23 protein-coding genes are annotated in these 22,515 nt (G+C 71.7%); 6 read left to right on the top strand and 17 right to left on the bottom strand.

Annotated features, from left to right (window positions below):
• Window positions 1-21: 21 nt before the first annotated feature.
• The 3 genes from ABLE68_RS15835 to ABLE68_RS15825 form a co-directional block, all read right to left on the bottom strand.
• Window positions 22-459 (bottom strand): acyl-CoA thioesterase, encoded by a 438-nt coding sequence (locus ABLE68_RS15835; RefSeq protein WP_348872606.1) that lies wholly within the window; start codon window positions 457-459, stop codon window positions 22-24.
• Entirely contained in the window at window positions 459-4,007 is a 3,549-nt protein-coding gene (smc, locus tag ABLE68_RS15830) for a chromosome segregation protein SMC (protein ID WP_348872605.1), read from the bottom strand. The genes ABLE68_RS15835 and smc overlap by 1 nt, the downstream gene beginning before the upstream one ends.
• A 142-nt stretch (window positions 4,008-4,149) precedes the next feature.
• On the bottom strand, window positions 4,150-4,902 hold the full coding sequence (locus ABLE68_RS15825) for a TetR/AcrR family transcriptional regulator (protein ID WP_348872604.1): 753 nt from the start codon (window positions 4,900-4,902) through the stop codon (window positions 4,150-4,152).
• An 85-nt stretch (window positions 4,903-4,987) separates the two neighbouring features.
• On the opposite strand from ABLE68_RS15825, the gene ABLE68_RS15820 reads away from it, so the two are divergent.
• Complete coding sequence (locus tag ABLE68_RS15820; RefSeq protein ID WP_348872603.1) at window positions 4,988-6,424, top strand: MFS transporter; 1,437 nt, start codon at window positions 4,988-4,990, stop codon at window positions 6,422-6,424.
• Window position 6,425: 1 nt separating this feature from the next.
• Here the strand turns inward: ABLE68_RS15820 and ABLE68_RS15815 are convergent, their stop codons facing one another.
• Window positions 6,426-7,658 carry an MFS transporter gene (locus ABLE68_RS15815; RefSeq protein ID WP_348872602.1) on the bottom strand — a complete coding sequence of 411 codons (1,233 nt, stop codon included), beginning with the start codon at window positions 7,656-7,658 and terminating at the stop codon, window positions 6,426-6,428.
• Between the two features lie 76 nt (window positions 7,659-7,734).
• On the opposite strand from ABLE68_RS15815, the gene ABLE68_RS15810 reads away from it, so the two are divergent.
• A complete protein-coding gene (locus tag ABLE68_RS15810; RefSeq protein WP_348872601.1) occupies window positions 7,735-8,154 on the top strand; it encodes a hypothetical protein in 420 nt (139 codons plus the stop codon).
• 21 nt (window positions 8,155-8,175) lie between these two features.
• Here the strand turns inward: ABLE68_RS15810 and ABLE68_RS15805 are convergent, their stop codons facing one another.
• The 9 genes from ABLE68_RS15805 to ABLE68_RS15765 form a co-directional block, all read right to left on the bottom strand.
• A complete protein-coding gene (locus ABLE68_RS15805) occupies window positions 8,176-8,385 on the bottom strand; it encodes a hypothetical protein (protein WP_348872600.1) in 210 nt (69 codons plus the stop codon).
• Between the two features lie 89 nt (window positions 8,386-8,474).
• Entirely contained in the window at window positions 8,475-9,362 is an 888-nt protein-coding gene (gene mutM, locus ABLE68_RS15800; protein ID WP_348872599.1) for a bifunctional DNA-formamidopyrimidine glycosylase/DNA-(apurinic or apyrimidinic site) lyase, read from the bottom strand.
• A gap of 9 nt (window positions 9,363-9,371) precedes the next feature.
• Window positions 9,372-10,169: a ribonuclease III gene (gene rnc, locus ABLE68_RS15795; protein ID WP_348872598.1), complete on the bottom strand. Its 798-nt coding sequence runs from the start codon at window positions 10,167-10,169 to the stop codon at window positions 9,372-9,374.
• Complete coding sequence (rpmF, locus tag ABLE68_RS15790; protein WP_348872596.1) at window positions 10,124-10,309, bottom strand: 50S ribosomal protein L32; 186 nt, start codon at window positions 10,307-10,309, stop codon at window positions 10,124-10,126. Before rpmF ends, rnc begins: the two co-directional genes overlap by 46 nt.
• Window positions 10,310-10,363: 54 nt before the next feature.
• Window positions 10,364-10,942 carry a YceD family protein gene (locus ABLE68_RS15785; RefSeq protein ID WP_348872595.1) on the bottom strand — a complete coding sequence of 193 codons (579 nt, stop codon included), beginning with the start codon at window positions 10,940-10,942 and terminating at the stop codon, window positions 10,364-10,366.
• Between the two features lie 50 nt (window positions 10,943-10,992).
• A complete protein-coding gene (gene coaD, locus ABLE68_RS15780) occupies window positions 10,993-11,478 on the bottom strand; it encodes a pantetheine-phosphate adenylyltransferase (protein WP_348872594.1) in 486 nt (161 codons plus the stop codon).
• Window positions 11,479-11,488: 10 nt separating this feature from the next.
• The gene (gene rsmD, locus ABLE68_RS15775) at window positions 11,489-12,061 is read right to left on the bottom strand and encodes a 16S rRNA (guanine(966)-N(2))-methyltransferase RsmD (protein ID WP_348872592.1); all 573 of its coding nucleotides are present in this window, start codon (window positions 12,059-12,061) and stop codon (window positions 11,489-11,491) included.
• Window positions 12,058-14,295 (bottom strand): ATP-dependent DNA helicase RecG, encoded by a 2,238-nt coding sequence (locus ABLE68_RS15770; RefSeq protein WP_348872591.1) that lies wholly within the window; start codon window positions 14,293-14,295, stop codon window positions 12,058-12,060. The genes rsmD and ABLE68_RS15770 overlap by 4 nt, the downstream gene beginning before the upstream one ends.
• A gap of 9 nt (window positions 14,296-14,304) precedes the next feature.
• Window positions 14,305-15,963, bottom strand: a complete 1,659-nt coding sequence (locus ABLE68_RS15765; protein WP_348872590.1) for a DAK2 domain-containing protein — start codon at window positions 15,961-15,963, stop codon at window positions 14,305-14,307.
• A 179-nt stretch (window positions 15,964-16,142) separates the two neighbouring features.
• On the opposite strand from ABLE68_RS15765, the gene rpmB reads away from it, so the two are divergent.
• Entirely contained in the window at window positions 16,143-16,328 is a 186-nt protein-coding gene (gene rpmB / locus ABLE68_RS15760; RefSeq protein WP_011756723.1) for a 50S ribosomal protein L28, read from the top strand.
• Window positions 16,329-16,535: 207 nt separating this feature from the next.
• Here rpmB and ABLE68_RS15755 read toward each other — a convergent pair whose 3' ends face one another.
• Window positions 16,536-17,498: a thiamine-phosphate kinase gene (locus ABLE68_RS15755; protein ID WP_348872589.1), complete on the bottom strand. Its 963-nt coding sequence runs from the start codon at window positions 17,496-17,498 to the stop codon at window positions 16,536-16,538.
• A gap of 91 nt (window positions 17,499-17,589) precedes the next feature.
• Between ABLE68_RS15755 and ABLE68_RS15750 the strand changes: the two genes are divergently transcribed.
• Both ABLE68_RS15750 and ABLE68_RS15745 read left to right on the top strand, forming a co-directional pair.
• Complete coding sequence (locus ABLE68_RS15750) at window positions 17,590-17,826, top strand: Lrp/AsnC family transcriptional regulator (protein ID WP_028645383.1); 237 nt, start codon at window positions 17,590-17,592, stop codon at window positions 17,824-17,826.
• Window positions 17,827-18,336, top strand: coding sequence for a DUF3515 domain-containing protein (locus tag ABLE68_RS15745; RefSeq protein WP_348872587.1), 510 nt, complete (start codon window positions 17,827-17,829; stop codon window positions 18,334-18,336).
• A gap of 3 nt (window positions 18,337-18,339) precedes the next feature.
• Here ABLE68_RS15745 and ABLE68_RS15740 read toward each other — a convergent pair whose 3' ends face one another.
• The gene (locus ABLE68_RS15740; protein ID WP_348872586.1) at window positions 18,340-19,470 is read right to left on the bottom strand and encodes a D-alanine--D-alanine ligase family protein; all 1,131 of its coding nucleotides are present in this window, start codon (window positions 19,468-19,470) and stop codon (window positions 18,340-18,342) included.
• 32 nt (window positions 19,471-19,502) lie between these two features.
• Between ABLE68_RS15740 and ABLE68_RS15735 the strand changes: the two genes are divergently transcribed.
• Entirely contained in the window at window positions 19,503-20,570 is a 1,068-nt protein-coding gene (locus tag ABLE68_RS15735) for a trans-sulfuration enzyme family protein (protein WP_348872584.1), read from the top strand.
• A 160-nt stretch (window positions 20,571-20,730) separates the two neighbouring features.
• Here the strand turns inward: ABLE68_RS15735 and ABLE68_RS15730 are convergent, their stop codons facing one another.
• Window positions 20,731-21,735, bottom strand: a complete 1,005-nt coding sequence (locus ABLE68_RS15730) for an NAD(P)H-dependent glycerol-3-phosphate dehydrogenase (protein ID WP_348872583.1) — start codon at window positions 21,733-21,735, stop codon at window positions 20,731-20,733.
• Window positions 21,732-22,490, bottom strand: coding sequence for a lysophospholipid acyltransferase family protein (locus ABLE68_RS15725; protein WP_348872582.1), 759 nt, complete (start codon window positions 22,488-22,490; stop codon window positions 21,732-21,734). Before ABLE68_RS15725 ends, ABLE68_RS15730 begins: the two co-directional genes overlap by 4 nt.
• Window positions 22,491-22,515: the final 25 nt, after the last annotated feature.

Here is a 22,515-nt window from a genome sequence, read left to right as displayed (position 1 = left end):
CATACCCCGTGACGGACCGCTTCAGACGCGCAGGAGCGGGGTGACCGCGGCGCGGATCACGTCCGGCATCGGGGTGACCGGTCGCGCTGCGTCGGTGTTGTCGACGTAGACGTGGACGAAGCGCCCCTCCGCCGCGGCCGTCGGGTCGTCGCCCTGGAAGAGCCCGATCCGGTAGACGATCGACGACGTGCCGACCTTGTCGACCACGAGACCGGTCTCGATCGGTGCCGGGAAGCCGAGCTCGCGGAAGTAGCGGCAGGACGTCTCGGCGACCACACCGATCTGCGGCAGCGCACGCACGTCGACGCCGGTCGCCTCGTACAGGTGGGCGTTGACGGCCGTGTCGAAGAGCTCGTAGTACGTCGCGTTGTTGAGGTGCCCGTAGGCGTCGTCGTCGCGCCACCGGGTGGTGACGGTCCGCCACGCGACGTAGTCGTCGCGCGTGGGGCGGTCGGCCACTACGCGGACTCCGACTCGCGCAGCCGCTGGCTGATCACCGCGGAGACGCCGTCGCCGCGCATGGTCACGCCGTACAGAGCGTCGCCGACCTCCATCGTCCGCTTCTGGTGGGTGATCACGAGGAGCTGGGAGTTCTCCCGGAGCTCCTCGTAGATCTCCAGCAGGCGGCCCAGGTTGGTGTCGTCGAGGGCGGCCTCGACCTCGTCGAGGATGTAGAACGGCGAGGGACGGGCCTTGAAGAGCGCGACCAGGAAGCAGACCGCCACCAGCGACCGCTCACCACCCGACAGCAGCGAGAGCCGCTTGACCTTCTTGCCGGCCGGGCGGGCCTCGACCTCGATGCCGGTGTTGAGCATGTCGTCGGGCTGGGTCAGCACCAGGCGGCCCTCACCACCGGGGAAGAGCCGGGCGAAGGTCGCGTCGAAGGCCTTGCTCACGTCGGCGTAGGCCTCGGTGAACACCTGCTCCACGCGCGAGTCGACCTCGCGGACGATGTCGAGCAGGTCCTTACGGGTCTTGCGGAGGTCCTCGAGCTGCTCGCTGAGGAACTTGTGCCGCTCCTCCATCGCCGAGAACTCCTCGAGGGCGAGCGGGTTGACCCGGCCGAGCATCGCGAGCGAGCGCTCGGCCGTGCGGAGCCGCTTCTGCTGCTCCTCGCGCACATACGGCACCGGCTCGGGCAGCGTGCCGTCCTCGTTCTCGGCGGTCGCGGGGACGAGCTGCTCGGGGCCGTAGTCGGAGACGAGCCCCTCGGCGTCGAGACCGAGCTCCTCGAGCGCGCGCTCCTCGAGCTGGTCGATGCGCATCCGCTGCTGGGTGCGGGCCATCTCGTCGCGGTGGACCGAGTTGACCAGGTCGTCGTGCTCCTTGCCGAGCTCCCGCAGGGTGGTGCGTACGGCGAGCAGCGACTGCTCACGCCCGCTGCGCGCCTGCTCGACGGCCGCACGGGCCTCGGTCGCGCGGTGGATCGAGACCTCGAGGCGGGCGAGCACGTAGCCGACCGCGACGCCGACGGCCTCGGCGGCCCGGCCCTCGCGGATCAGTCGCTCGCGGCGCTCGGCGGCCCGGGCGCGGGCCTCGCGCTCCTTGGCCGCGGCGCGGATCAGGGCGTCGGCACGTCCGTGGAGGGCGCGGGCGCGCTCCTCGGAGGTGCGCAGTGCGAGCCGGGCGTCCATCTCGCCCTGGCGGGCGGTGCGGGCGGCCTCGACGAGCTGCTCGCGCACCGAGGTGTCGGGCTCCTCGTCGGTGGCGTCCTCGGCGCTGGCGAGCCGGGCCTCCAGCTCGGCGAGGCCGGCCATGGCCTGGACCTGCGACTCCTTGGCCTTCTCGATCGCGGCCGTCAGCCGGTCGGCCTCGCCGCGAGCGGCGCGAGCCTGGGAGCCGTACTGACCGAGCTCCTCGGCCACGGCGGCCAGGGTCGCGTCGGACTCGTGCAGCTTGGCCAGCGCGACGTCGGCACGCTTCTGGGCCTCGAGGCGCTCGCTCTCGAGGCGGGACATGTCGAAGCCCAGCCGTTCGGCGGCCGCGACCGCCTCGGCGAGCTGCTCGGTGGCCTCGTCGACGGCGGCCTGGACCTCGATCAGGCTCGGCTGGCTCGACGAGCCGCCGGCCGCGAAGTGGGCACCGAGAACGTCGCCGTCGCGGGTCACGGCGGTGAGGTCGGGCAGCTCTGCGACCAGGGCGCGGGCGGCGTCGAGGTCGTCGACCACGGCCACCTTGGTCAGCAGCCGGGCCAGCGCCGGGCGCAGCGTGTCGGGGCAGTCGATGACGTCGACGGCGTACGTCGCCGACGCGGGCAGCCCGGGCCAGTCGCGGACGGAGTCCGGTCCCCCACCGAGCAGCATCCCGGCCCGGCCGAGGTCGTCGTCCTTGAGGTGGCTGATCGCGCGGACCGCGGCGTCGGCGTCGACCACGGCGACCGCGTCGGCAGCCGACCCGAGGGCGTTGGCGACGGCGGTCTCGAAGCCGCTGCGCACCGAGAGCAGCGCGGCGACCGAGCCGAGCAGACCGGAGACCGAGTCGGTGGCGGCGAGCAGCGCGCCCGCGCCGTCCTTGCGGTTGAGGCCCATCTCGAGGGCGTCCTTGCGTGCGGCGAGCGCACCCCGGTCGCGGTCGGCCTGCAGGGCCTCGTCGCGCGCCTTGGCCAGCCGCTCCTCGATGTCGTCGAGGGCGCTGACGGCGGCCTCGTGCTCGGCGTCGAGGCCCTCCTCGCCGGCGTCCAGGCCAGCGACCTTCGTCTCGAGCGAGGTGAAGTCGCGCTGGGCGCGCTCGGCGCGGGCCACGGCCTCCTCGCGGGCCAGGCCGAGCCGGCCGACCTCCTCGTCGGCGGCAGCGGCGCGGGACTTGAGCGCGTTGACCTGGCCGTGCAACCGGGCCAGTCCCTCGCGACGGTCGGCCGCAGCGCGCTGGAGCCCGACGACGCGGCGCTCCTCCTCGGCGGCCGCATCTTCGGCCGTACGACGGGCGGTGACCGCCTGCTCGAGGGCCACCCGGTGCGTGTCGACCTCGGCAGCGATCCGCTGCTCCTGCTCGCCCACCTCGGCGGCCTCGGCCTCGAGCTGCTCGGGGTCGCGACCCGTCTGCTCCTCGACCTCGGCGGTGCCGGCGGCGTTGCGCACCCGCTCGGCGGCCAGGGTCTGGGTGCCGCGCAGCCGCTCGCGCAGGCCGGACAGCGCGAACCAGGTCTCCTGCGCCGCGGCCAGGGCCGGCAGGTCCTCGCGGAGCGCGGCCTCGAGGGCGGCCTCCTGCTCGCGGGCGATCGCGACGTCGGCCTCCACCTGCTCGCGGCGCGCGACCAGGATCGACTCGTCGGCCATCTCCTGCTCGAAGGCGGTCCGGGCGGTGACGAGGTCGTCGGCGAGCAGCCGGGCCCGGGCGTCGCGCACGTCGGCCTGGACGCTCTGGGCCTGACGGGCCACCTCGGCCTGACGGCCGAGCGGCTTGAGCTGACGGCGGATCTCGGTCAGCAGGTCGTTGAGCCGGGTCAGGTTGCCCTCGGTGGAGTCGAGCTTGCGGAGCGCCTTCTCCTTGCGCTTGCGGTGCTTGAGGACGCCGGCCGCCTCCTCGATGAAGCCGCGGCGGTCCTCGGGGGTCGCGTGCAGGATCGTGTCGAGCTGTCCCTGGCCGACGATGACGTGCATCTCGCGGCCGATGCCGGAGTCGCTGAGCAGCTCCTGGACGTCGAGCAACCGGCAGGAGCTGCCGTTGATGGCGTACTCCGACCCGCCGCTGCGGAACATCGTGCGGCTGATCGTGACCTCGGCGTACTCGATCGGCAGCGCGCCGTCGGCGTTGTCGATGGTGAGGACCACCTCGGCGCGGCCCAGCGGGGGCCGGCCGGAGGTGCCGGCGAAGATGACGTCCTCCATCTTGCCGCCGCGCAGCGACTTGGCGCCCTGCTCGCCCATGACCCAGGCGAGCGCGTCGACGACGTTCGACTTGCCCGAACCGTTGGGACCCACGATGCACGTGATCCCGGGCTCGAGCTGGAGCGTGGTCGAGGAGGCGAAGGACTTGAACCCCTTGAGGGTCAGGCTCTTCAGGTACAACGCGGGCTCCCAGCGGTAGGTACGTCAACTCAGGACTGAGGACGAAGGCTATGACGTGGCACGTGCACAGCCGGCCTAGGGGGAAGCTCAGCGCCGCTCACGATACCCGGCCGCACCCCCGGTTGGTGGCATCAGGGCCGCGTCACCGGTAGTTGTCGGACACCGCGGCCAGCCCGGCGACGAGGACCGAGATGCCGAACTCGAACCGATCGTCCCCGTCGCCGGCCGTCATCACGCCGGCCAGGCTCGTGACCAGCGGGAACTCGGCGGCGGGCAGCGACTCCATCAGCGTGCGCAGCTGGACGTCGAGCGCCTCGTGGTCGGGCTGCTCCCCCGACGGCGTGGTGTTCTGGCGCTGGATCCAGATCGTCTCCTCGACCGCGATCGCGGTGACATACGCCGCCGCGAGGTCGCAGAACCAGGCGCTCGCCTGCGGCGCGATCCCGCCGGCGTCACAGATCGCCAGCAACCCCTCGACCGTGCGCAGAGCGCCGGTCCCGGCGGGGATCATGCCCACGGCCGCCCGGGCCGAGCCCGGGTGGCGTCGGTAGAGCTCGAGCATGTCGCGCATCACCTGCCGGAGCTGCTCGTCCCAGTGCTCGACGTCCGGGGCCGGCACGACCAGCTCGGCGCTGATCCGATCGAGGACCAGCTGGTCGAGCTGCTCCTTGTTGGCGACGTGGGCGTAGAGCGACGCCGGCCCGGTGTCGAGCGCGCGGGCCAGCGACCGCATCGACACGGCGTCGTACCCCTCCCGGGCCATCAGGTCCATGGCCGCGTCGACGATCCGCTCGACGGTCAGCCGCTCCTTGGGCGCGGGCGCGTCGTCGGGCAGCGTCACCCGGATCCGGAGGGGTCCGGCCTGCCAGGACTTCTCGCGCTTGCCGTCGACCATGCCGCCCACTGTACTTGACACGAACAGTGTTCGTCGTTAGAACAGTGTTCGTCATATCGAACACCGTTCGTCCCGAGGACCTCCGATGAGCACAGCGACCACCACCTCCCCTCCCGCGTTGTACGGCGAGCGCGGCTACCGCTTCCGCTGGATGGTGATGGCGGTCGTCATCGTCGCCGACGTGATGGACCTGCTCGACGCCACCATCGCCAACCTGGCCGGCCCGTCGATCCGCGAGGACCTCGGGGCCAGCGCGAGCACGCTGCAGTGGGTGCTCGCGGCGTACACGATGTCCTTCGCGATCGGCCTGATCGTCTCCGCCCGGCTCGGCGACCTGGTCGGGCGGCGGCGGATGTTCATCATCGGCATGGTCGGCTTCACGCTCGCGTCGTTGCTCTGCGGTCTCGCGCCGAGCGCCGGCTTCCTCATCGCCGCCCGGGTCGTCCAGGGCCTGTTCGGCGCGGCGATGATCCCCCAGGGCCTGGCGATGGTGAAGCAGTCGTTCGTCCCCGACGACCTGCAGAAGGCGTTCATCCCGTTCGGCCCGATCATGGGGCTGTCCGCCGTGCTCGGCCCGATCCTGGCCGGCGTGCTGCTCGACGCCGACCTGTTCGGCACCGGCTGGCGGATGATCTTCCTGATCAACGTGCCCGTCGGTCTCGTCGGCGCCGTGCTCGCCTGGCGCTACCTCCCCGACGTCCCGCGCGACCCCGAGGCCCGCCTCGACCCGTGGGGCGCGCTCCTGCTCACGGCGGCCTCGGCGCTGCTGATCTACCCCCTCGTCCAGGGTCGCGAGCACGACTGGCCGCGGTGGTGCTTCGCGATGATGGCCGCTGCGGCCGTGGTGTTCGCGCTCTTCGTCTGGAACGAGCGCCGCAGCACCCACCCGGTGATCGAGCCGTCGCTCTTCAAGCACCGCGGGTACGTCGCCGGCGTGCTGTTCATCGGCGTCTTCTTCGTCTCGATGAACGGCGTGATGCTCGTCGTCAACCTCTTCCTCCAGCTCGGCCAGGGCTTCGAGCCGCTGCACACCGGTCTCGCGATGACGCCGTGGGCGCTCGGCATGGCGATCGGCGCCGGGCTCTCCGGCGCCCTGCTCGGTCCGAAGCTCGGCCGCCACGTCCTGCACGGCGGGCTCGCGGTCGGCGCAGCCGGCACGGCCTGGCTGGCGTGGACGGTCGGCGCGGCCGACGGCGTGCTGTCCGGGTGGGACCTGGCCCCGATGTTCCTGGTGATCGGCCTCGGCTCGGGCGTCATCTTCGCCCCGCTCTTCGACATCATCCTGTCCGACCTCGACGACCGCGAGGTCGGCACCGGGTCCGGCGTGCTCAACGCCGTGCAGCAGTTCGCCGGCGCGCTCGGCGTCGCCGTGATCGGCACGCTCTTCTTCCAGTGGATCCCCGACGACGGCTGGAACGTCGCGACCCGGGCGGTCCTCTGGGTCTCGGTCGCGCTCAGCGCCGTCGCCTTCGGCGTCGCGTTCCTGCTGCCGAAGAAGGCCCGCGAGGACGTGCTCGGCTGACTCAGGCCGCTTCGTCGGCGTGGGCGATGTGGGTCAGCTGACCCCAGATCAGCACCACGAAGACCGCGGAGCCGACGAAGGCGAACCAGAACGGTGCGGTGACGCCCCAGTGCTGGGCGAGCACGCCCCCGAGGCCCGCGCCGATCACCAGTCCGCCGTACATGCCGACCAGGTTGACGCTGCCGACCCGGCCCTGCAGCTCGGTCGGGACCGCACGCTGGCGGACCGTGATCGAGGTCGTGCCCCAGATCAGGGCGTGGGCGCCGAAGACGAAGAAGATGCACAGCGCGACCCAGGGCGTGGTGGTCAGCGCCAGCGCCAGGTGCGTGAAGGTCTCGAAGACCAGCCCGATCCGCATGATGTTGCCAAGGCTGACCCGGCGGGTGATCCACCCGTAGGACAGGGTGCCGACCAGGCCACCGACCGCCGACACGGTGGTGACCAGGCCGAAGCCGATCGCGCCCATGTCGAGCCGCTGGGTGACGTAGAGGACCAGGATCGACCAGGCGGCGCCGTACGTGATGTTGAAGACGAAGATCGTGAGCACCAGGGTGCGGACCGCCGCGTTGTGCAGCACCCACCGGAAGGCCTCGGCGACCTCGTGGCCGGCGTGCGTGTCCGGCGTCCGCTCGCGGCGGTGCGGCGGCAGCACGACCCGCGAGATCAGCACGGCGCCCAGCGCGACGACGATGGTCTGCGCGGCGAACGGCACGGCGTGGCCGACCGCGAAGAGCGTCGCCCCGATGGGCGGCCCCGCGAGCTGGTTGACGGTGATGAAGCCGGTCGCGAGGCGCGCGTTGGCGATCGGTAGGTCGTCGCGGTCGACCAGCATCGGCATCAGCGTCGCCGAGGTGTTGTCGGCGAACACCTCGGCGGTGCCGAGCAGGAACATCGCCACGAGCACCAGCCCGATCGACGCCAGGTCGGTGGCGATCGCGAGCGTGAGCAGCACGAGCACGACCGCGCGCAGCAGGTCGACCGTGACGACGATCAGACGCCGGTCCAGCCGGTCGGCGATCACCCCGGCGGGGACGCCGAACACCAGCGGCGGCAGCCACTGGAGAAGCGCTCCGAGCGCCACCACGAACGCGTCGTGCGTCATCGAGGCGACGAGCAGAGGACCGGCCGCGAGAGCGATGCCGTCGCCCAGGTTGCTGACCCAGGACGAGCCGACCAACCACCGGAAGCCGGTGCCGAAGCGGCTCGGCGCGACGGTCTCGAGAAGGCGGCTCACAAGTCGCTGACCCTAGCCGCGCCCGTCCGGCCCGTCCTCCCGTTTACCGGTCGGACCAGGAGGGCAGAGACCGGTCATGCTTCGACAGACCTTGGTGGCTGCCACCGCAACCCTCGCCCTGCTCGCCCCGGCCGCTGTCGCGGAGGCTGGGGTCCCCGACCACGCTCGCGCGTCGTCCGGGATCACCGGCACCTGGAAGGGCGGTGTGTACGGCGACCAGGGCGGCCCGGCCGGCTACCCGGCGAAGGTGAAGATCTCGAAGGAGAACGGCGAGCTCCACGGGAAGATCACCTACCCCGGCATCTGCTCGGGCGTGTGGAAGTACCGCGGCAAGAAGCACGGCTGGTTCACGTTCCGCGAGGTGATCACGAAGCACGCGTCGCGCTGCGTGACGCCCGTGGCCGCGAAGGCCAAGCGGGTCGACGGCAAGCTCAAGGTCGTGTGGCGGGAGCCCCAGACGGGCGACGAGGGCCACATGACCGCCCACCGGGTCTGAGGACCCGGGGAGCTGAACCGGTCAGACCGGCTGCATCTCCTGCTGCATCGAGGCGGTCTCCAGCTCGAGCAGCGCGGCAGCGTGCGCCGCGGTGAGCCGGTCGTTCTCGTCGCTGAGGCGCCCGATGAGTGCCTCGAGCTCACCCACACGCGAGCGGAGCCGGTCGTTCTCGGCCGCCAGGCGGGGGGTTCGCAGGTCGCTGTTCATGTATCCGATCAGCGCCTTGGCCATGAAGGAACCTTCCGGGTCTCGAGAGACGTTCAGGGGGAATCGGTCGCGATCGCGACCGCCTATAAGAGTCCCACCCGTCGGGCCACGGGTCAATCTGCGGCCGGCAAAGGCTGCGTGGCCACTCGGCGTCGGCGCGGAACCGGCTGGCAGACGGGGCAGAAGTACGACGAGCGGTTCATGAACGCGATGCGGCGGATCGGCGCCCCGCAGCGGTCGCACGCCTCCCCCTCGCGTCCGTAGGCGTGCAGCGAGCGGTCGAAGTAGCCCGACTCGCCGTTGACGTTGACGTACAGCGCGTCGAACGACGTCCCGCCCTCGCCGAGCGCCGCGATCATCACCTCGCGGGCGTGGCCGAGGAGGTCGCGCACCTGGGCGGCGGCGAGCCGCTCCCCCGGTCGGTCGCCGTGGATCTGGGCCCGCCAGAGCGCCTCGTCGGCGTAGATGTTGCCGACGCCGGAGATCAGGCCCTGGTCGAGCAGCTGTCGCTTGACGCCCGAGCTGCGCTTGCGGACCCGGCGTACGAACTCGTCGTCGTCGAACTCCGGGTCGAGCGGGTCGCGGGCGATGTGGGCGATCTCGGGCGGCAGGTCGGCTCCCCCGCCCGAGACCGAGAGGCCGCCGAACATCCGCTGGTCGACGAACCGCATCTCGCGGCCCTCGGCGGCGCCCTCCAGGGCGAACCGGACCCGCAGGTGCCGCTCGTCGGGCGAGCCGGGCGGCTGCACGAGGATCTGGCCGCTCATGCCGAGGTGGCCGAGGATCGCGTCGCCGTTGTCGAGCGGGAGCCAGAGGTACTTGCCGCGCCGGCGGGCCGCCTTGATCCGGCGTCCGGTCAGCGCTGCCGCGAAGCCGGCAGGCCCGCCGGGGTCACGACGGACCGGGCGCGGGTGCAGGACGTCTACGCGCGTGATCGTGGCGCCGAGGACGTGGCGCTCGAGGCCCGCTCGGACGACCTCGACCTCGGGGAGCTCGGGCACCGGCGGTGGTCAGGCCTTGTGGGCTGCAGAGGGAGCCGCGGCGACGTCGGGGTCGCTGACGCCCAGCTCGCTGGCGATGTCGCCGTACGCCGTCTCGGCGGCCGCCTGCTCGGCTTCCTTCTTCGATCGGCCGACGCCGTTGCCGTAGAGGCCGTCGCCGACACGCACCTGCGCGGTGAAGGTCTTCATGTGGTCGGGGCCGTCGTCCTCGATGACGTACTCCGGGACACCGAGGTTGTGCTCGGCGGACAGCTCCTGCAGGGAGGTCTTCCAGTCGAGGCCGGCGCCCATCGCGGAGGCGGCCTCGATCAGCGGGTCGAACAGGCGGTGGACGACCACCGCGGAGGTCTCGAAGCCGCCGCTGAGGTGGACGGCACCGATCACGGCCTCGACGGTGTCGGAGAGGATCGAGGCCTTCTCACGACCACCCGTCGACTCCTCGCCGCGACCGAGCTTGACGTGGTGGCCGACGCGGATGCCGCGACCGACCTCGGCCAGCGCACGGGCGTTGACGACGGCGGCGCGCAGCTTGGCCAGCCGGCCCTCGGAGAGGGTCGGGTGGGTCAGGTAGAGCGTCTCGGTGACGACCACGCCGAGGACCGAGTCACCGAGGAACTCGAGGCGTTCGTTGGTCGGCAGCCCACCGTTCTCGTAGGCGAACGAACGGTGCGTGAGGGCTCGCTCGAGCAGCTCGGGGTCCAGGACGGGGTCCCCGAGCGCTGCTCGCAGCTCGGCGTAGTTGGTCAGCGGACCGTGATGGGTCAGAGGACCTGACGACGCTCGGCGCGCGCGCCGTACTGGCCGCACTCACCGCACGCGCGGTGCGGCAGGTGCTTCTTGCCGCAGGCGGGGTTCGCGCAGGTCACCAGGGTCGGGGCCACGGCCTTCCAGGCCGAACGACGGTGACGCGTGTTGCTGCGCGACATCTTCCGCTTCGGGACAGCCACTGTTTTCTCCTCTACCAGGACCGGGATGTCCGGCCGTTCGGGGTGGTGCTCGGTTCAGTCTGTTGCTTCGGGGTCCTGCTGGAGCTCGGTCAAGCTGGCCCAGCGGGGGTCGATCGGTGCTTCGTGCGTGTGGTCCGGGTCGTCGGCCAGGCGCGCACCGCACTCGGTGCACAGGCCGGGACAGTCGTCCTCACACAACGGCTGGAACGGTAGTGCGAGCACCACCGCGTCCCGCAGCAGGGGCTCGAGATCGACCAGGTCGTCCTCGAGCTTGCTGACCTCGTCGTCCTCGTCGTGGGAGGTCTGGTGCTCGGGATAGACGAACAGCTCCTGGAACCGCGCTTCGATCTCGTCGGAGATCGGCTCCAGGCACCGCGCGCACTCACCCTCGAGCTCGGCGGTTGCCGTGCCCGTGACCAGCACTCCCTCCATGACCGCTTCCAGCCGCAGGTCGAGTTCGACCTCCGAGCCTTCCGGGACACCGAGGACTTCGATGCCTAGATCTGCCGGTGCCGGAACCGTCCGCTTCACCTGACGCTGGGACCCCGGGCGGCGGCCGAGCTCGCGGGTATCGAGCACGAGCGGCGCTCTCGGGTCCAGGCTGCTCAGGGTTCTACTTCCGGTCTTTGGCACAAACAGATCAGCGAGAAGCGTACCTGTCCGGCACGCGGGCGAGCAAAACGCTAGGCCCGCCGCTCGGCGACCTTCTGCTGGAGCCGGGCGAGCACGCCCTCGGGGACCAGACCGGACACGTCTCCCCCGAGCAGCGCGACCTCCTTGACCAGGCTCGACGACACGTAGCCGAGCGAGGCGTCGGCCGCCACGAAGACCGTCTCGACCCCCGTCAGGTGGGAGTTCATCTGCGCCATCGGCAGCTCGAACTCGTAGTCGTTGCCGCCTCGGAGGCCCTTCACGATCGCCTGCGCGCCGATCTCGCGGCAGAAGTCGACGATCAGCCCGTCGAAGCCCATCACGGTCACGTTGGGGAGGTCTGCGCACACCTCGCGCAGCATCTCCATCCGGGCCTCGGGGTCGAAGAGACGCGACTTCGAGGGATTGGTGCCCGTCGCGACGACCAGCTCGTCGAAGATCGCGGCGGAGCGCCGGAAGATGTCCGCGTGACCATTCGTCACCGGGTCGAAGGAACCGGGGCACACCGCGCGGGTCATGGCGTGGAGGCTACCGCTTCGTCGCGCTGAACTCGGCGTACCAGAGCGTGGTCTCGCCGTAGCGCTTCGAACGGGTGTCGGTGAAGCCGTCGGGCCAGGTCGGCTCGGGGCTGCGGGAAGACCGCTCGGCGATCACCAGCGCGCCGGGCACCAACCAGCCGTGCCCCTGCAGCGAGCCGAGGTCGTCGGCGAGGGCGTCCTCGCCAAGGGGGTACGGCGGGTCGAGGAACGTCACGTCGTACGGCGCGCTCGGGGCGCGGCGCAGGGTCGTGGCGACCGATGCCGCCATGACGTTGGCCTTCGCGAAGCCGAGGCCCCGGGCGTTCTCGGAGATCAGCGCGGCCGTGCGGCGGTCCTGCTCGACGAGCGTGACCACCCCGGCCCCGCGCGACCAGGCCTCGAGGCCCACGGCCCCGGAGCCGGCGTACAGGTCGAGGAACCGGAGGCCGTGGAGCGAGCCGCACCACGCCTCGACGGCGGAGAACAGCGCCTCGCGGACGCGGTCGCTGGTCGGGCGGGTGGTCGCGCCCCGTGGCGTGTTGATCCGGCGACCCCCCGCTGACCCGCCGATGATGCGAGTCAACTCTTCTCCATGTAGTCAGACTGCACGGATCGTTCGAGGCGGGCCACCTGGTCGGCCAGTCCCGGGGCGCGGGCCAGGTCGGGATCGGCGTCGAGCAGGCCGGCCGCGGCCTCTCGCGCCTGCACGATCGTCTTCTCGTCGCGGAGCACGCGCAGATTCTGCAACCCCGAGCGGTATCCCGACTGGGACTTTCCGAGAACGTCACCTTCGCGACGCTGCTCGAGGTCGACCCGGCTGAGCTCGAAGCCGTCGGTCGTGGCGGCCACGGCATCCAGCCGCTCGCGCGCGGGGGTGCCGGCCTCGGCGTGCGAGACGAGCAGGCACAGGCCGGGGAAACCGCCCCGGCCGACCCGGCCGCGCAGCTGGTGGAGCTGGGACACCCCGAAGCGGTCGGCGTCGAGCAGCACCATCGCAGTGGCGTTGGCGACGTCGACGCCGACCTCGATGACGGTCGTCGACACGAGCACGTCGATGTCTCCGGCGGCGAAGGCCCGCATCACGCGGTCCTTCTCGTCGGGCGGGAGCTTGCCGTGGAGCCGCTCGACGCGCAGGCCGTGCAGCGCACCCTCGGCGAGCTCGGCGGCCACGTCCTCGACGGCGCTGAGGCCCTGGGCGGGACGGGTCGGGGCGACGGCGTCGCCGTCCTCGTCGAGGTCGAGCTGGTCGCTCTCGCCCTGCTCGGGCTCGTCGCCGGAGATGCGGGGGCAGACGACGTAGACCTGGTGGCCCTTGCCGACCTCCTCGCGCACCCGCTCCCAGACGCGGGAGATCCACTGCGGCTGGTCGACGAGCGGCACGACGTTCGTCTGGATCGGCGCGCGGCCCGCGGGCAGCTCGGTGAGGGTGGAGGTCTCGAGGTCGCCGAAGACCGTCATCGCGACCGTGCGCGGGATCGGGGTCGCGGTCATCACGAGCACGTGGGGCGGAGTGCCGGCCTTGTCGGTCAGCGCGGCCCGCTGCTCGACGCCGAAGCGGTGCTGCTCGTCGACGACGACCAGCCCGAGGTCGGCGAAGATCACCTTCTCCTCCAGCAGCGCGTGGGTGCCGATGACGATGCCGGCCTCGCCGGTGGCGAGCCGCGACATCGGCGCGGTCCGCTGGGCCTTGGTCATCGAGCCGGTCAGCAGCTCGACGTTGGTGGCGTCGGGGTCGCCACCGAGCATGCCGCCGGCGGCGAGGTCGCCGAGGAGGGCGCTGATCGAGCGATGGTGCTGCTGGGCGAGCACCTCGGTCGGGGCGAGCAGGGCGGCCTGGCCCCCGGAGTCGACGACCCGGAGCATCGCGCGCAGGGCGACCAACGTCTTGCCGGAGCCGACCTCGCCCTGGAGCAGCCGGTGCATCGGGTGGGGCTGGGCCAGGTCGTGCTCGATCTCGGCGCCGATCTCGCGCTGGCCCGCGGTCAGCTCGAACGGGAGCCGGGCGTCGAACGCCGCGAGCAGCCCGCCCTCGTCGCCGGTGCGGGCCTGGGCTCCCTGCGCCCGCACGGCCCGACGACGCCGGGCGAGCACGAGCTGGGTGACCAGCGCCTCCTCGAAGCGGAACCGGCGCTGGGCGCTCGTGATCTGGCCGTAGTCGTCGGGGGCGTGGATGAGCTCGAACGCACGGCGTACGTCGAGGAGGTCGTAGTCCTCGCGCACGGCGTCGGGGATCACGTCGGGGACGTCGTCGATGACGGTCAGCGCGAAGGCGACCGCGCGCTGGAGGTCCCACGAGTCCACGCCCTTGGTGAGCGGGTAGATCGGGTAGAACGCGTGCAACGTCTCGAGCGAGAGCTGGGCGGAGTCCTCGTCCGGGTCGCCGAAGAGCACGAGCTGCGGGTTGGTCAGCTGCCAGTCGCCCCGGAACGAGCCGACCTTGCCGACGAAGATGCCGCGGCGACCCTCCGGCATCCGGCGGGCGTGCCATTCGCCCATGTACTTGTTCTTGGCGAAGAAGGACATCTTGAAGGACGGCCCGTCGGTGCGCACCGTGACGTCGAGGCGGTAGGCCTGCTGACCGGTGCGGCGGTCCTTGTAGGTGTTGAGCGAGCTCCGGGCGATCAGACCGACCACGGTGAGCATGTCGCCGTCGTTGAGCTCGTCGATCTTGGTCAGCTCGGCGGTCTTCACGTAGCGCCGCGGGAAGTGGCGCAGCAGGTCGCCGACCGTCTGCAGGTCGAGCTTGTCGACGATCGCGTCGCGCTTCTTCTTGTGGTCGCCGAGCACCGTCGCGATCGACGAGTCCAGGTTGATCATGGCGGGCCTCTACTCGGCGGACATCAGGAGCGGGTAGCGCTCCTGACCCCCGTCGTACACCACGACGTCGACAGCGGGGTGGTGCTCCTCGACGTAGCCCGCGCAGCGGGTGGCGAGGGATCCCTCGGCGTCCTCACCGCCCGCGACGATCGTGACGAGCTCGCCACCGCTGCCGAGCAGCCGGTCGAGCACCTCGGTCGCGACGGCGTAGAGGTCCTCCCCGACGACCGCGAAGTCGCCCGCGATCACGCCGAGGACGTCACCGGGCTCGCACGGACCGGCCATCGTCATCGCCTGCTTGGCCGCGATCGTGACCGCACCCTGGCGGGCGTGCCGGGCGGTCGCGGTCATCTCGAGCACGTCCTGGTCGAAGGTGCGACCGGGCTCGTGCACGGCGATCGCGGCCAGTCCGCTCACCTGGGCCTGGGTCGGGATCACGGCCACCCGCACCGCCCCGTCGCTGTCGGCCTCGGCGGTGCGCGCCGCGATCTGCGCGACCCGGACCGAGTCGCCGTCGTTCGGGAGCACGATCACCTCGGCGGCGCTGCACTCGTTGATCGCGTCGAGGATCTGGCCGGTCGACGGGCGTCGGCCGGGCCCGCCGAGCACGACCACCGCGCCCGCCTCCTCGAAGAGGGCGGCGAGCCCGGCGCCGGCGGCGACCGCGATCACCCGGCGCCCGGAGCGGGTCGAGACCCCGGCCCGGCCCTCGGCGATCTGGTCGGCGAAGTGGGTCACGCGCACGCGGTGGGGGCGACCGGCCGCGATGCCCGCCTCGATGGCGGCACCGACGTCGTCGACGTGGACGTGGACGTTCCACAGTCCCTCGCCGCCGACCACGACGAGCGAGTCGCCGAGCGGTGCCAGCGTCTCCTTGAGGGTCGTCACCGCGTCGTCGTCCGCGTCGAGGAGGTACATCACCTCGTACGAAGGTCCTTCGGGGGTGAGGTCCCCGGCGGGAGCGGTGTGCGGGATCGGGATGTGCGGTCCGCGCGACGGACTGGTGACGGGGGTCGGCCGCCGTCCGGTCAGCACGGTCTCGGCGGCGTCGAGGACCACGCTCAGGCCGCGGCCGCCAGCGTCGACGACACCGGCGTCCGCGAGCGCCTGCAGCTGCTCCGGCGTACGACCGAGGGCCTCGCGGGCCGCGGCGGCCGCCGCGGCGAAGACGTCGCGCGCGCGGGCCTTCGGGTCCTCGGCGGCAGCGAGCGCCGCGTCGGAGGCCGCCCGGGAGACGGTGAGGATGGTGCCCTCGACCGGGGTGCCGACCGCGGCGTAGCTCGCGTCGGTGGCGCAGCGCATCGCGTCGGCCATGATCTGGGCGTTGCGCTCCCCCGGCTCCGACTGGAGGATCCGGCGACCGAGCGCACCGAGCATCTCGCTGAGGATGACTCCGGAGTTGCCGCGGGCGCCGAGCAGCGCACCCCGCCCGAACGCCGCGAGCGCGGGGCCGAGCTCGGCGTCCGGGTCGGCCTCGACCACGGCGCGCACGGCGTCACGGGCGGCCGAGACGGTGAGGAACATGTTCGTGCCGGTGTCGCCGTCGGGCACCGGGTAGACGTTGAGCGCGTCGATCTCCTCGCGGGCCTCGGCGAGCGCATCCGTGGCGACGTCGACGAACCGCAGCACGACCCCGAGCGTGATCGCACCGCTGCCGGGAGTTTCCATCGCCGTCCTCGCTGTGCAGACTGTGGGTGGAGACGTGCTCGGGGAGATGAGTGCCACAGGCTAGTGCCACCCGCACGATTTTCTCCTCGCCGGGGTGGTCGGATACTCTTGTGCGGTTGCCCGCTGGTCGGGCCCCTGGTTTTGCTCAGTTCACATCATCGATCGTTCAGGAGTACACGGTGGCTGCCGTCTGCGACATCTGCGCCAAGAAGCCCGGCTTCGGCAACAACCGGCCGTGGTCGCGCAAGATCACGAAGCGTCGCTTCGACCCCAACATCCAGCGCGTCCGGGCCACCGTCAACGGCACCCCGAAGCGTCTCAACGTCTGCACCGGCTGCCTCAAGGCCGGCAAGGTCACTCGCTGACCCAGCTCTTCCGAGAGGCCCCGACCGTTCCGCGGTCGGGGCCTTTTCGCGTGTCCGTCCGTCGTCGTCGGTCGAGCAGCGAGCGTATCGAGACCCTTGGTCCTCTGGTCTCGATACGCCGGTCACGACCTCCTTCGTCGGTCGTGCGGCTACTCGACCTTGGTGCTGGGTCGCCGTCGCCCGAGCAAGCTCGGGTGACGACGGCACCTAAAAGTGCGTCCAGCCGGTGGGGCCGTCGTACGCCGCCCCGTCGACCGTGACGCCCTCGCCCTCGGCCACGGCGCCGATCACGGCCCAGCCGGACGGCACCGAGGCGACGTCGGGGTAGGTCGCGAGCAGGGCGTGGTCGTCTCCCCCGCCCAGGATGAACTGCACCGGGTCGGCGTTGAGCGCGGCGCCGACCGCGACCAGTGGCTCGGGCACGTCGAACGCAGCGGCGTGGACGTCGATCGCGACGCCGGAGTCCTCCGCGAGGTGGCGGGCCTCCGCGAGCAGCCCGTCGGAGATGTCGATCATGGCGGTGGCGCCCGCGTCGGCGGCCGCCTGGCCCGCGTCGTACGGCGGTTCCGGGCGGCGGTAGGCCTCGACCAGCACCCGCGGGGAGCGGAAGCCGCGGGTGAGCACCGCGAGACCGCCGGCTGCCCAGCCCTGCCGACCGCAGATCGCCAGCACGTCGCCCGGGCGGGCGCCGGAGCGCACCACGGGCGCCTGCGTGCACGCGCCGAGCACGGTCACGGCGATCACGATCTCGTCGGCGCGGGTGAGGTCCCCGCCGACGACGCTCGCGCCGACCAGGGCGCACTCCTCCGCGAAGCCGCGGGCGAAGTCGAGCGCCCAGGCGACGGGCAGGTCGGCCGGAGCGGCCAGGCCGACGGTCAGGGCGGTGGCCCGGCCGCCCATCGCGTTGATGTCGGACAGGTTCTGCGCGGCGGCCCGGTGGCCGACGTCGGCCGCCGAGGCCCAGTCACGCCGGAAGTGACGCCCCTCGACCATCAGGTCCGTCGAGACCACGACGTGCCCGGTCTTCACCCGGAGCACGGCGGCATCGTCACCCGGGCCGATCAGCACCTGCTCCCCCTGCGGGAAGAGGTCGACCAGGGCCGAGATCAGGCCGAACTCGCCGGCGTCGGCGAGCGTGGCGTCGGGCGGGAACGGCTGGGGGTCCGGCATGCGCCCATCCCACCAGATGACTCGACGACTACCTCACGGTAGGTTGGCGAAAGTCTTCAAGCCCGCACCACCAGACCCCAGGGAGAGCTCGATGGTCGTCCAGGCGTACATCCTGATCCAGACCGATGTCGGCAAGGCCGCCGAGGTCGCAACCGCCATCGCGCAGGTCAAGGGCGTGACGCTCGCCGAGGACGTGACCGGCCCGTACGACGTGATCGTGCGCGCGGAGGCCCGCAACGTCGACGAGCTCGGCAAGCTGGTCGTCTCCAAGGTGCAGAACCTCGACGGCATCACCCGCACGCTGACCTGCCCGGTCGTGCACATCTGAGTGCCTGAACCACGACGTCGACGACGCCCCGGGTCCCGCTGGATCCGGGGCGTCGTCGCGTGTGCTCTCGCGCTGAGTGTCGCCGGCTGCAGTGCCGACCCGCCCGAGATCCGTTCCTCCTCTGACCTGTCGGACACCGACGCCGCGGCCTGCCGGGCGCTGGTCGCCGACCTGCCGGACACCGTGGCGGGCCAGTCGTCGGTCGAGGTCTCCGGGGACACGGCGTACGGCGCCGCCTGGGGTGACCCGGCGATCGTGCTCACCTGCGGGGTCCCCGCCCTCGACCTCACGGACTCACCCGGTTGCTCGGTGGTCGACGGCATCGGCTGGCTGGTGCCCCCGGACGAGACGTCCGGAGACGTGGACGCGACGTTCACGGCCGACGGCTACCGGCCGCGCGTGCAGCTGCTGGTGCCGCAGGACTACCTCCCGGAGGGCGGAGCGGCCGCGCTCGCCGAGCTCGCGGGTCCGCTCAAGCCCCACCTGAGGAAGGTCGAGAGCTGCGTCTGAGCGTCAGCGCAGACCCGTGTCGCGGGCGAGCGCGAGCTGGATCAGCCGGTCGACGAGCGCCGGGTAGTCGACGCCGCTCGCGGCCCACATCTGCGGGTACATCGACGTCGGGGTGAACCCGGGCATCGTGTTGATCTCGTTGACGACGAGGTTGCCGTCGGGCAGCAGGAAGAAGTCGACCCGTGCGAGGCCCTCGCAGCCGACCGCCTCGAAGGCCGTCGCGGCCATCGCGCGCAGCCGTGCGGCCGTCTCGTCGCGGAGGTCGGCCGGGATGTCGATCTCGGTGTGCTCACCGGGGAGGTACTTCGCGGCGAAGTCGTAGAACTCGTGGTCACCACCGACCCGCAGCTCGGCGGGCAGGCTGGTCTCCGGCGTGCCGTCGAGCGCCTGGAGCACCCCGCACTCGACCTCGCGGGCCCCCTCGGCCGACACCTCGAGCAGCACCTTCGGGTCCTCGCGGAACGCCTCGGCGAGGGCGTCGTCGAGCTCGGAGCCGTCGTGCACCTTGGAGATCCCGATGCTGGAGCCGCCGCGGGCCGGCTTCGCGAAGAGGGGGTAGCCGAGAGCGTCGACCCGGGCCCGGCAGCCGACCTGGTCGGCGGCCCACTCGCGGGCGGTGACCGTGACCGACGGCATCACCGGCAGCCCGGCGGCTGCGAGGACGACCTTCATGTAGGCCTTGTCCATGCTCACGGCCGAGGCCAGCACGCCGGCTCCGACGTAGCGCACGCCGGCCATCTCGAACATGCCCTGGATGGTGCCGTCCTCGCCCCACGGGCCGTGCAGGAGCGGGAAGACGACGTCGACCTCGCCCAGGGTGCGCGGCGGCTGGGACGGCTCGGTGACGACCAGGTCGGTCGAGGCCCGGTCCGGTGAGAGCGCGATGGTCGCGCGGTCACCGTCGACCTGCGGGAGCCGGTCGGGGCTCTCGATCCGCAGGCGCTCCGGGTCGCCGGACTCGAGCACCCAGCGTCCGTCGACGGCGATGCCGATCGGCACCACGTCGTACGCCTCCGTGTCGATCGCGGCGAGGACGCTGCCGGCGGTCACGCAGGAGATCGCGTGCTCGCTCGAGCGGCCGCCGAAGACGACGGCGACGCGGGGCTTGCGGGGGGCATCGCTGGGCGAGTTCATCGCGCACGACCCTATCCGCCTAGCCTTGACGCATGACCGACGACCTGCGGCCCGCCACCATCGCCGTCACCGCCGGCCGGCCGGGGCACGAGCCCGACCAGCCGCTCAACGTGCCGATCACGATGGCGGCGACGTACGTCGCCGGAGGTGACCTCGAGTACGGGCGCTACGGCAACCCGACCTGGACGGCCTTCGAGGACGCGCTCGGTGCCCTCGAGGGCGGGCGCTGCCTGAGCTTCGCCTCCGGCCAGGCAGCGACCGCGACGGTGCTCGACCTGGTCGGTCTCGGTGCGACGGTGGTCGCGCCGGTCCACTCCTACACCGGCACGCTGCTACAGCTCGCGGACCTCGAGTCCCGCGGCCGGATCAAGACCGTGCTCGTCGACATCACCGACACCGCGGCCGTGGCCGAGGCCTGCCTGGACGCCGCCCTGGTGTGGTTCGAGTCGCCGACCAACCCGGCGCTCGAGCTCGCCGACATCCCGGCGATCGCGGCCGCCGCGCACGAGGCCGGGGCGTACGTCGTCGTCGACAACACCTTCGCCACTCCCCTGCTCCAGCAGCCGCTGGAGCTCGGCGCCGACATCGTCGTGCACTCGGCCACCAAGTTCATCGCCGGCCACAGCGACGTGCAGATGGGCGCGATCGTCACCGCTGACGAGCAGCTGTACGGCGTGCTCAAGGGCCGCCGGGACCTGATTGGCTCGACGCCGGGGCCGTTCGAGGCGTGGCTCGCGCTCCGCGGCGTGCGCACCCTGCACCTGCGGGTGGAGCGCGCGCAGCAGAACGCGACCGAGCTGGTCGGTCGGCTGCGGTCCCATCCGGCGATCAGCGAGGTCCGCTACCCCGGCTTCGGCGGCATCGTCTCGATCGTGCTGGCCGAGGGCGCGCTCGCGGCCGACCTGCTCACCCACAAGACCAGGCTCTGGATCCACGCGACCTCGCTCGGCGGGGTCGAGTCGACGCTCGAGCGACGTCGGCGCTGGAAGGCCGAGCCGGCCACCATCCCTGACGGCCTGGTCCGGCTCTCCGTCGGCATCGAGGACGTCGAGGACCTCTGGGCCGACCTCGAGCGGGCCTTGGCTTCGTTGGTCGAGTAGCCGTCAGATCGTTGGTCGAGTAGCGAGCGCCAGCGAGCGTATCGAGACCACTTGAGGCCGACTTCGTCTCACCGGGTCTCGATACGCTGCATCGCGGCTTCGTCCCTCAGCCGCGTTCGCTACTCGACCACCATCAAACTGATTCGACCTCGTTCCTCGGTCAATCAGTTTCCGCCTTGGTGTCGCGGGCGATGAACGCGTCCATCATCTGGTGGGCGGTCATCTTTCCCTCGACGACGGCGTCGACAGCCTGCGCGATGGGCGCGTCGACGCCGGTGCGCTGGGCGAGCGCGAGCAGCGACGCACAGGACTTGGCGCCCTCGGCGACCTGTCGGGTCGACGCGTAGATCTCGTCGGTGGTCATCCCCTGGCCGAGCTTCTCGCCGAAGGTGCGGTTGCGCGAGAGCGGTGAGGAGCACGTCGCGACCAGGTCACCGAGGCCAGCCAGGCCCATCAGGGTCAGCGGGTTGGCGTCGAGCGCCATCGCGAGCCGGGCCGTCTCCGCGAGACCGCGGGTGATGACCGACGCCGTGGTGTTGTCGCCGAACCCGAGCCCGACGGCCATGCCGACCGACAGGGCCACGACGTTCTTGTAGGCGCCGCCGAGCTCGCAGCCGAGGACATCGACGCTCGTGTAGGGCCGGAACGCCGGCGAGTGGCAGCGCGCCTGCAGCAGCTTGGCGACCCGCTCGTCCTCGCACGCCACGACCGAGGCCGCGGGCTCACGCCGCGCGATCTCCTTGGCCAGGTTGGGGCCGCTGATCACCGCGATCCGCTCGGGGCCGGCACCGGTCACCTCGCCGATCACCTGGCTCATCCGCTCGAGCGTGCCGAGCTCGACGCCCTTCATGAGGGAGACGAACGTCGCGCCGGGCTCGACGTACGGCGCCCACTCGGTGAGGTTCTCGCGCAGCGACTGGGACGGCGTCGCGAGGACGACCAGGTCGGCGCCGTGCAGGGCCTTCTCCACGTCGTGGGTCGCCTGGACGGTCGGCGGAAGCTCCACGCCGGGGAGGTACTCCGGGTTCTCCCGCTGGTCGTTGATCGCCGAGGCGACCTCCTCGCGGCGGGCCCACAGCGTCACGTCGTTGCCGGCGTCGGCGAGCACGAGCGAGAACGCCGTGCCCCACGAGCCGGCACTGAAGACCGCAACCTTGCCGGTCACGACGCCTCCCTCTGGTTGGGGTTGCCGGTCTCGCGCACGCCGGCCTTCTTCATGTCGAAGCGCTCGGCCGGTGCCTGCTCACCACGGATCTCCTCCACGAGCTCGGTGATCGCCTCCATGATCCGGTCCGTCGCCTGCTGCGTGACCTCCGCGGAGGTCGGTCGCGCGGCCAGGTCGGAGAGGTCGACGGGGGTGCCGACACGCATCGTGATCGTCTTGCGCGGGAAGAGGTCCGGCTTCTTGGAGTACGGCGGAAGCAGCTGCTGCGCTCCCCACTGCCCGACCGGGATCACCGGGCAGCCGGTCTCGAGCGCGATCCGCGCGGCCCCGGACTTGCCGGTCATCGGCCAGCCGTCCGGGTCGCGGGTGATGGTGCCCTCCGGGTAGACCACGACGCACTCGCCGGCACGCACGGCGGCCACCGCGGCGTCGTACGCACCGACGGCGTTCTTGCTCATCCGCTCGACGGGGATCTGGCCGGCCGCGCGCAGGAAGAATCCGAAGGCCTTGTTCTTGAAGAGGCCCGACTTCGCGAGGTAGCGCGGCAGCCGACCGTGGTCGTAGACGATGTGCGCCGCCGTCAGCGGGTCGACGTGGGAGACGTGGTTGAGGGCGAGGATGAAGCCGCCGGACTCCGGGATGCGCTCCCCGCCCGTCCAGTCCTGCTTGGTGGTGGCGAGCAACAATGGCTTGACGATGGGTACGGCGAAGCTCCAGGCCCACCCGCGTCTCTTCTGCATCTTCCGAACGACCACCTGCGCAGGTTACTCGGTCAGCGAC

Origin of the sequence: Nocardioides pollutisoli, assembly GCF_040045055.1 — a bacterium.
Lineage (GTDB): Bacteria > Actinomycetota > Actinomycetes > Propionibacteriales > Nocardioidaceae > Nocardioides > Nocardioides tweenelious.
Note: the sequence above shows the minus strand (reverse complement) of the source record. Positions and strands in the feature narration are given on the sequence as shown.

Coding starts and splice junctions, on each gene's coding strand:
- ABLE68_RS15735 (WP_348872584.1), top strand. CDS start 19,503: ATGACCGACGACCTGCGGCCCGCCACCATCGCCGTCACCGCCGGCCGG.
- ABLE68_RS15810 (WP_348872601.1), top strand. CDS start 7,735: ATGCTTCGACAGACCTTGGTGGCTGCCACCGCAACCCTCGCCCTGCTC.
- ABLE68_RS15820 (WP_348872603.1), top strand. CDS start 4,988: ATGAGCACAGCGACCACCACCTCCCCTCCCGCGTTGTACGGCGAGCGC.
- ABLE68_RS15740 (WP_348872586.1), bottom strand. CDS start 19,470: ATGAACTCGCCCAGCGATGCCCCCCGCAAGCCCCGCGTCGCCGTCGTC.
- ABLE68_RS15825 (WP_348872604.1), bottom strand. CDS start 4,902: ATGGTCGACGGCAAGCGCGAGAAGTCCTGGCAGGCCGGACCCCTCCGG.
- ABLE68_RS15755 (WP_348872589.1), bottom strand. CDS start 17,498: ATGCCGGACCCCCAGCCGTTCCCGCCCGACGCCACGCTCGCCGACGCC.
- ABLE68_RS15765 (WP_348872590.1), bottom strand. CDS start 15,963: ATGGAAACTCCCGGCAGCGGTGCGATCACGCTCGGGGTCGTGCTGCGG.
- coaD (WP_348872594.1), bottom strand. CDS start 11,478: ATGACCCGCGCGGTGTGCCCCGGTTCCTTCGACCCGGTGACGAATGGT.
- ABLE68_RS15750 (WP_028645383.1), top strand. CDS start 17,590: ATGGTCGTCCAGGCGTACATCCTGATCCAGACCGATGTCGGCAAGGCC.
- ABLE68_RS15770 (WP_348872591.1), bottom strand. CDS start 14,295: ATGATCAACCTGGACTCGTCGATCGCGACGGTGCTCGGCGACCACAAG.
- ABLE68_RS15805 (WP_348872600.1), bottom strand. CDS start 8,385: ATGGCCAAGGCGCTGATCGGATACATGAACAGCGACCTGCGAACCCCC.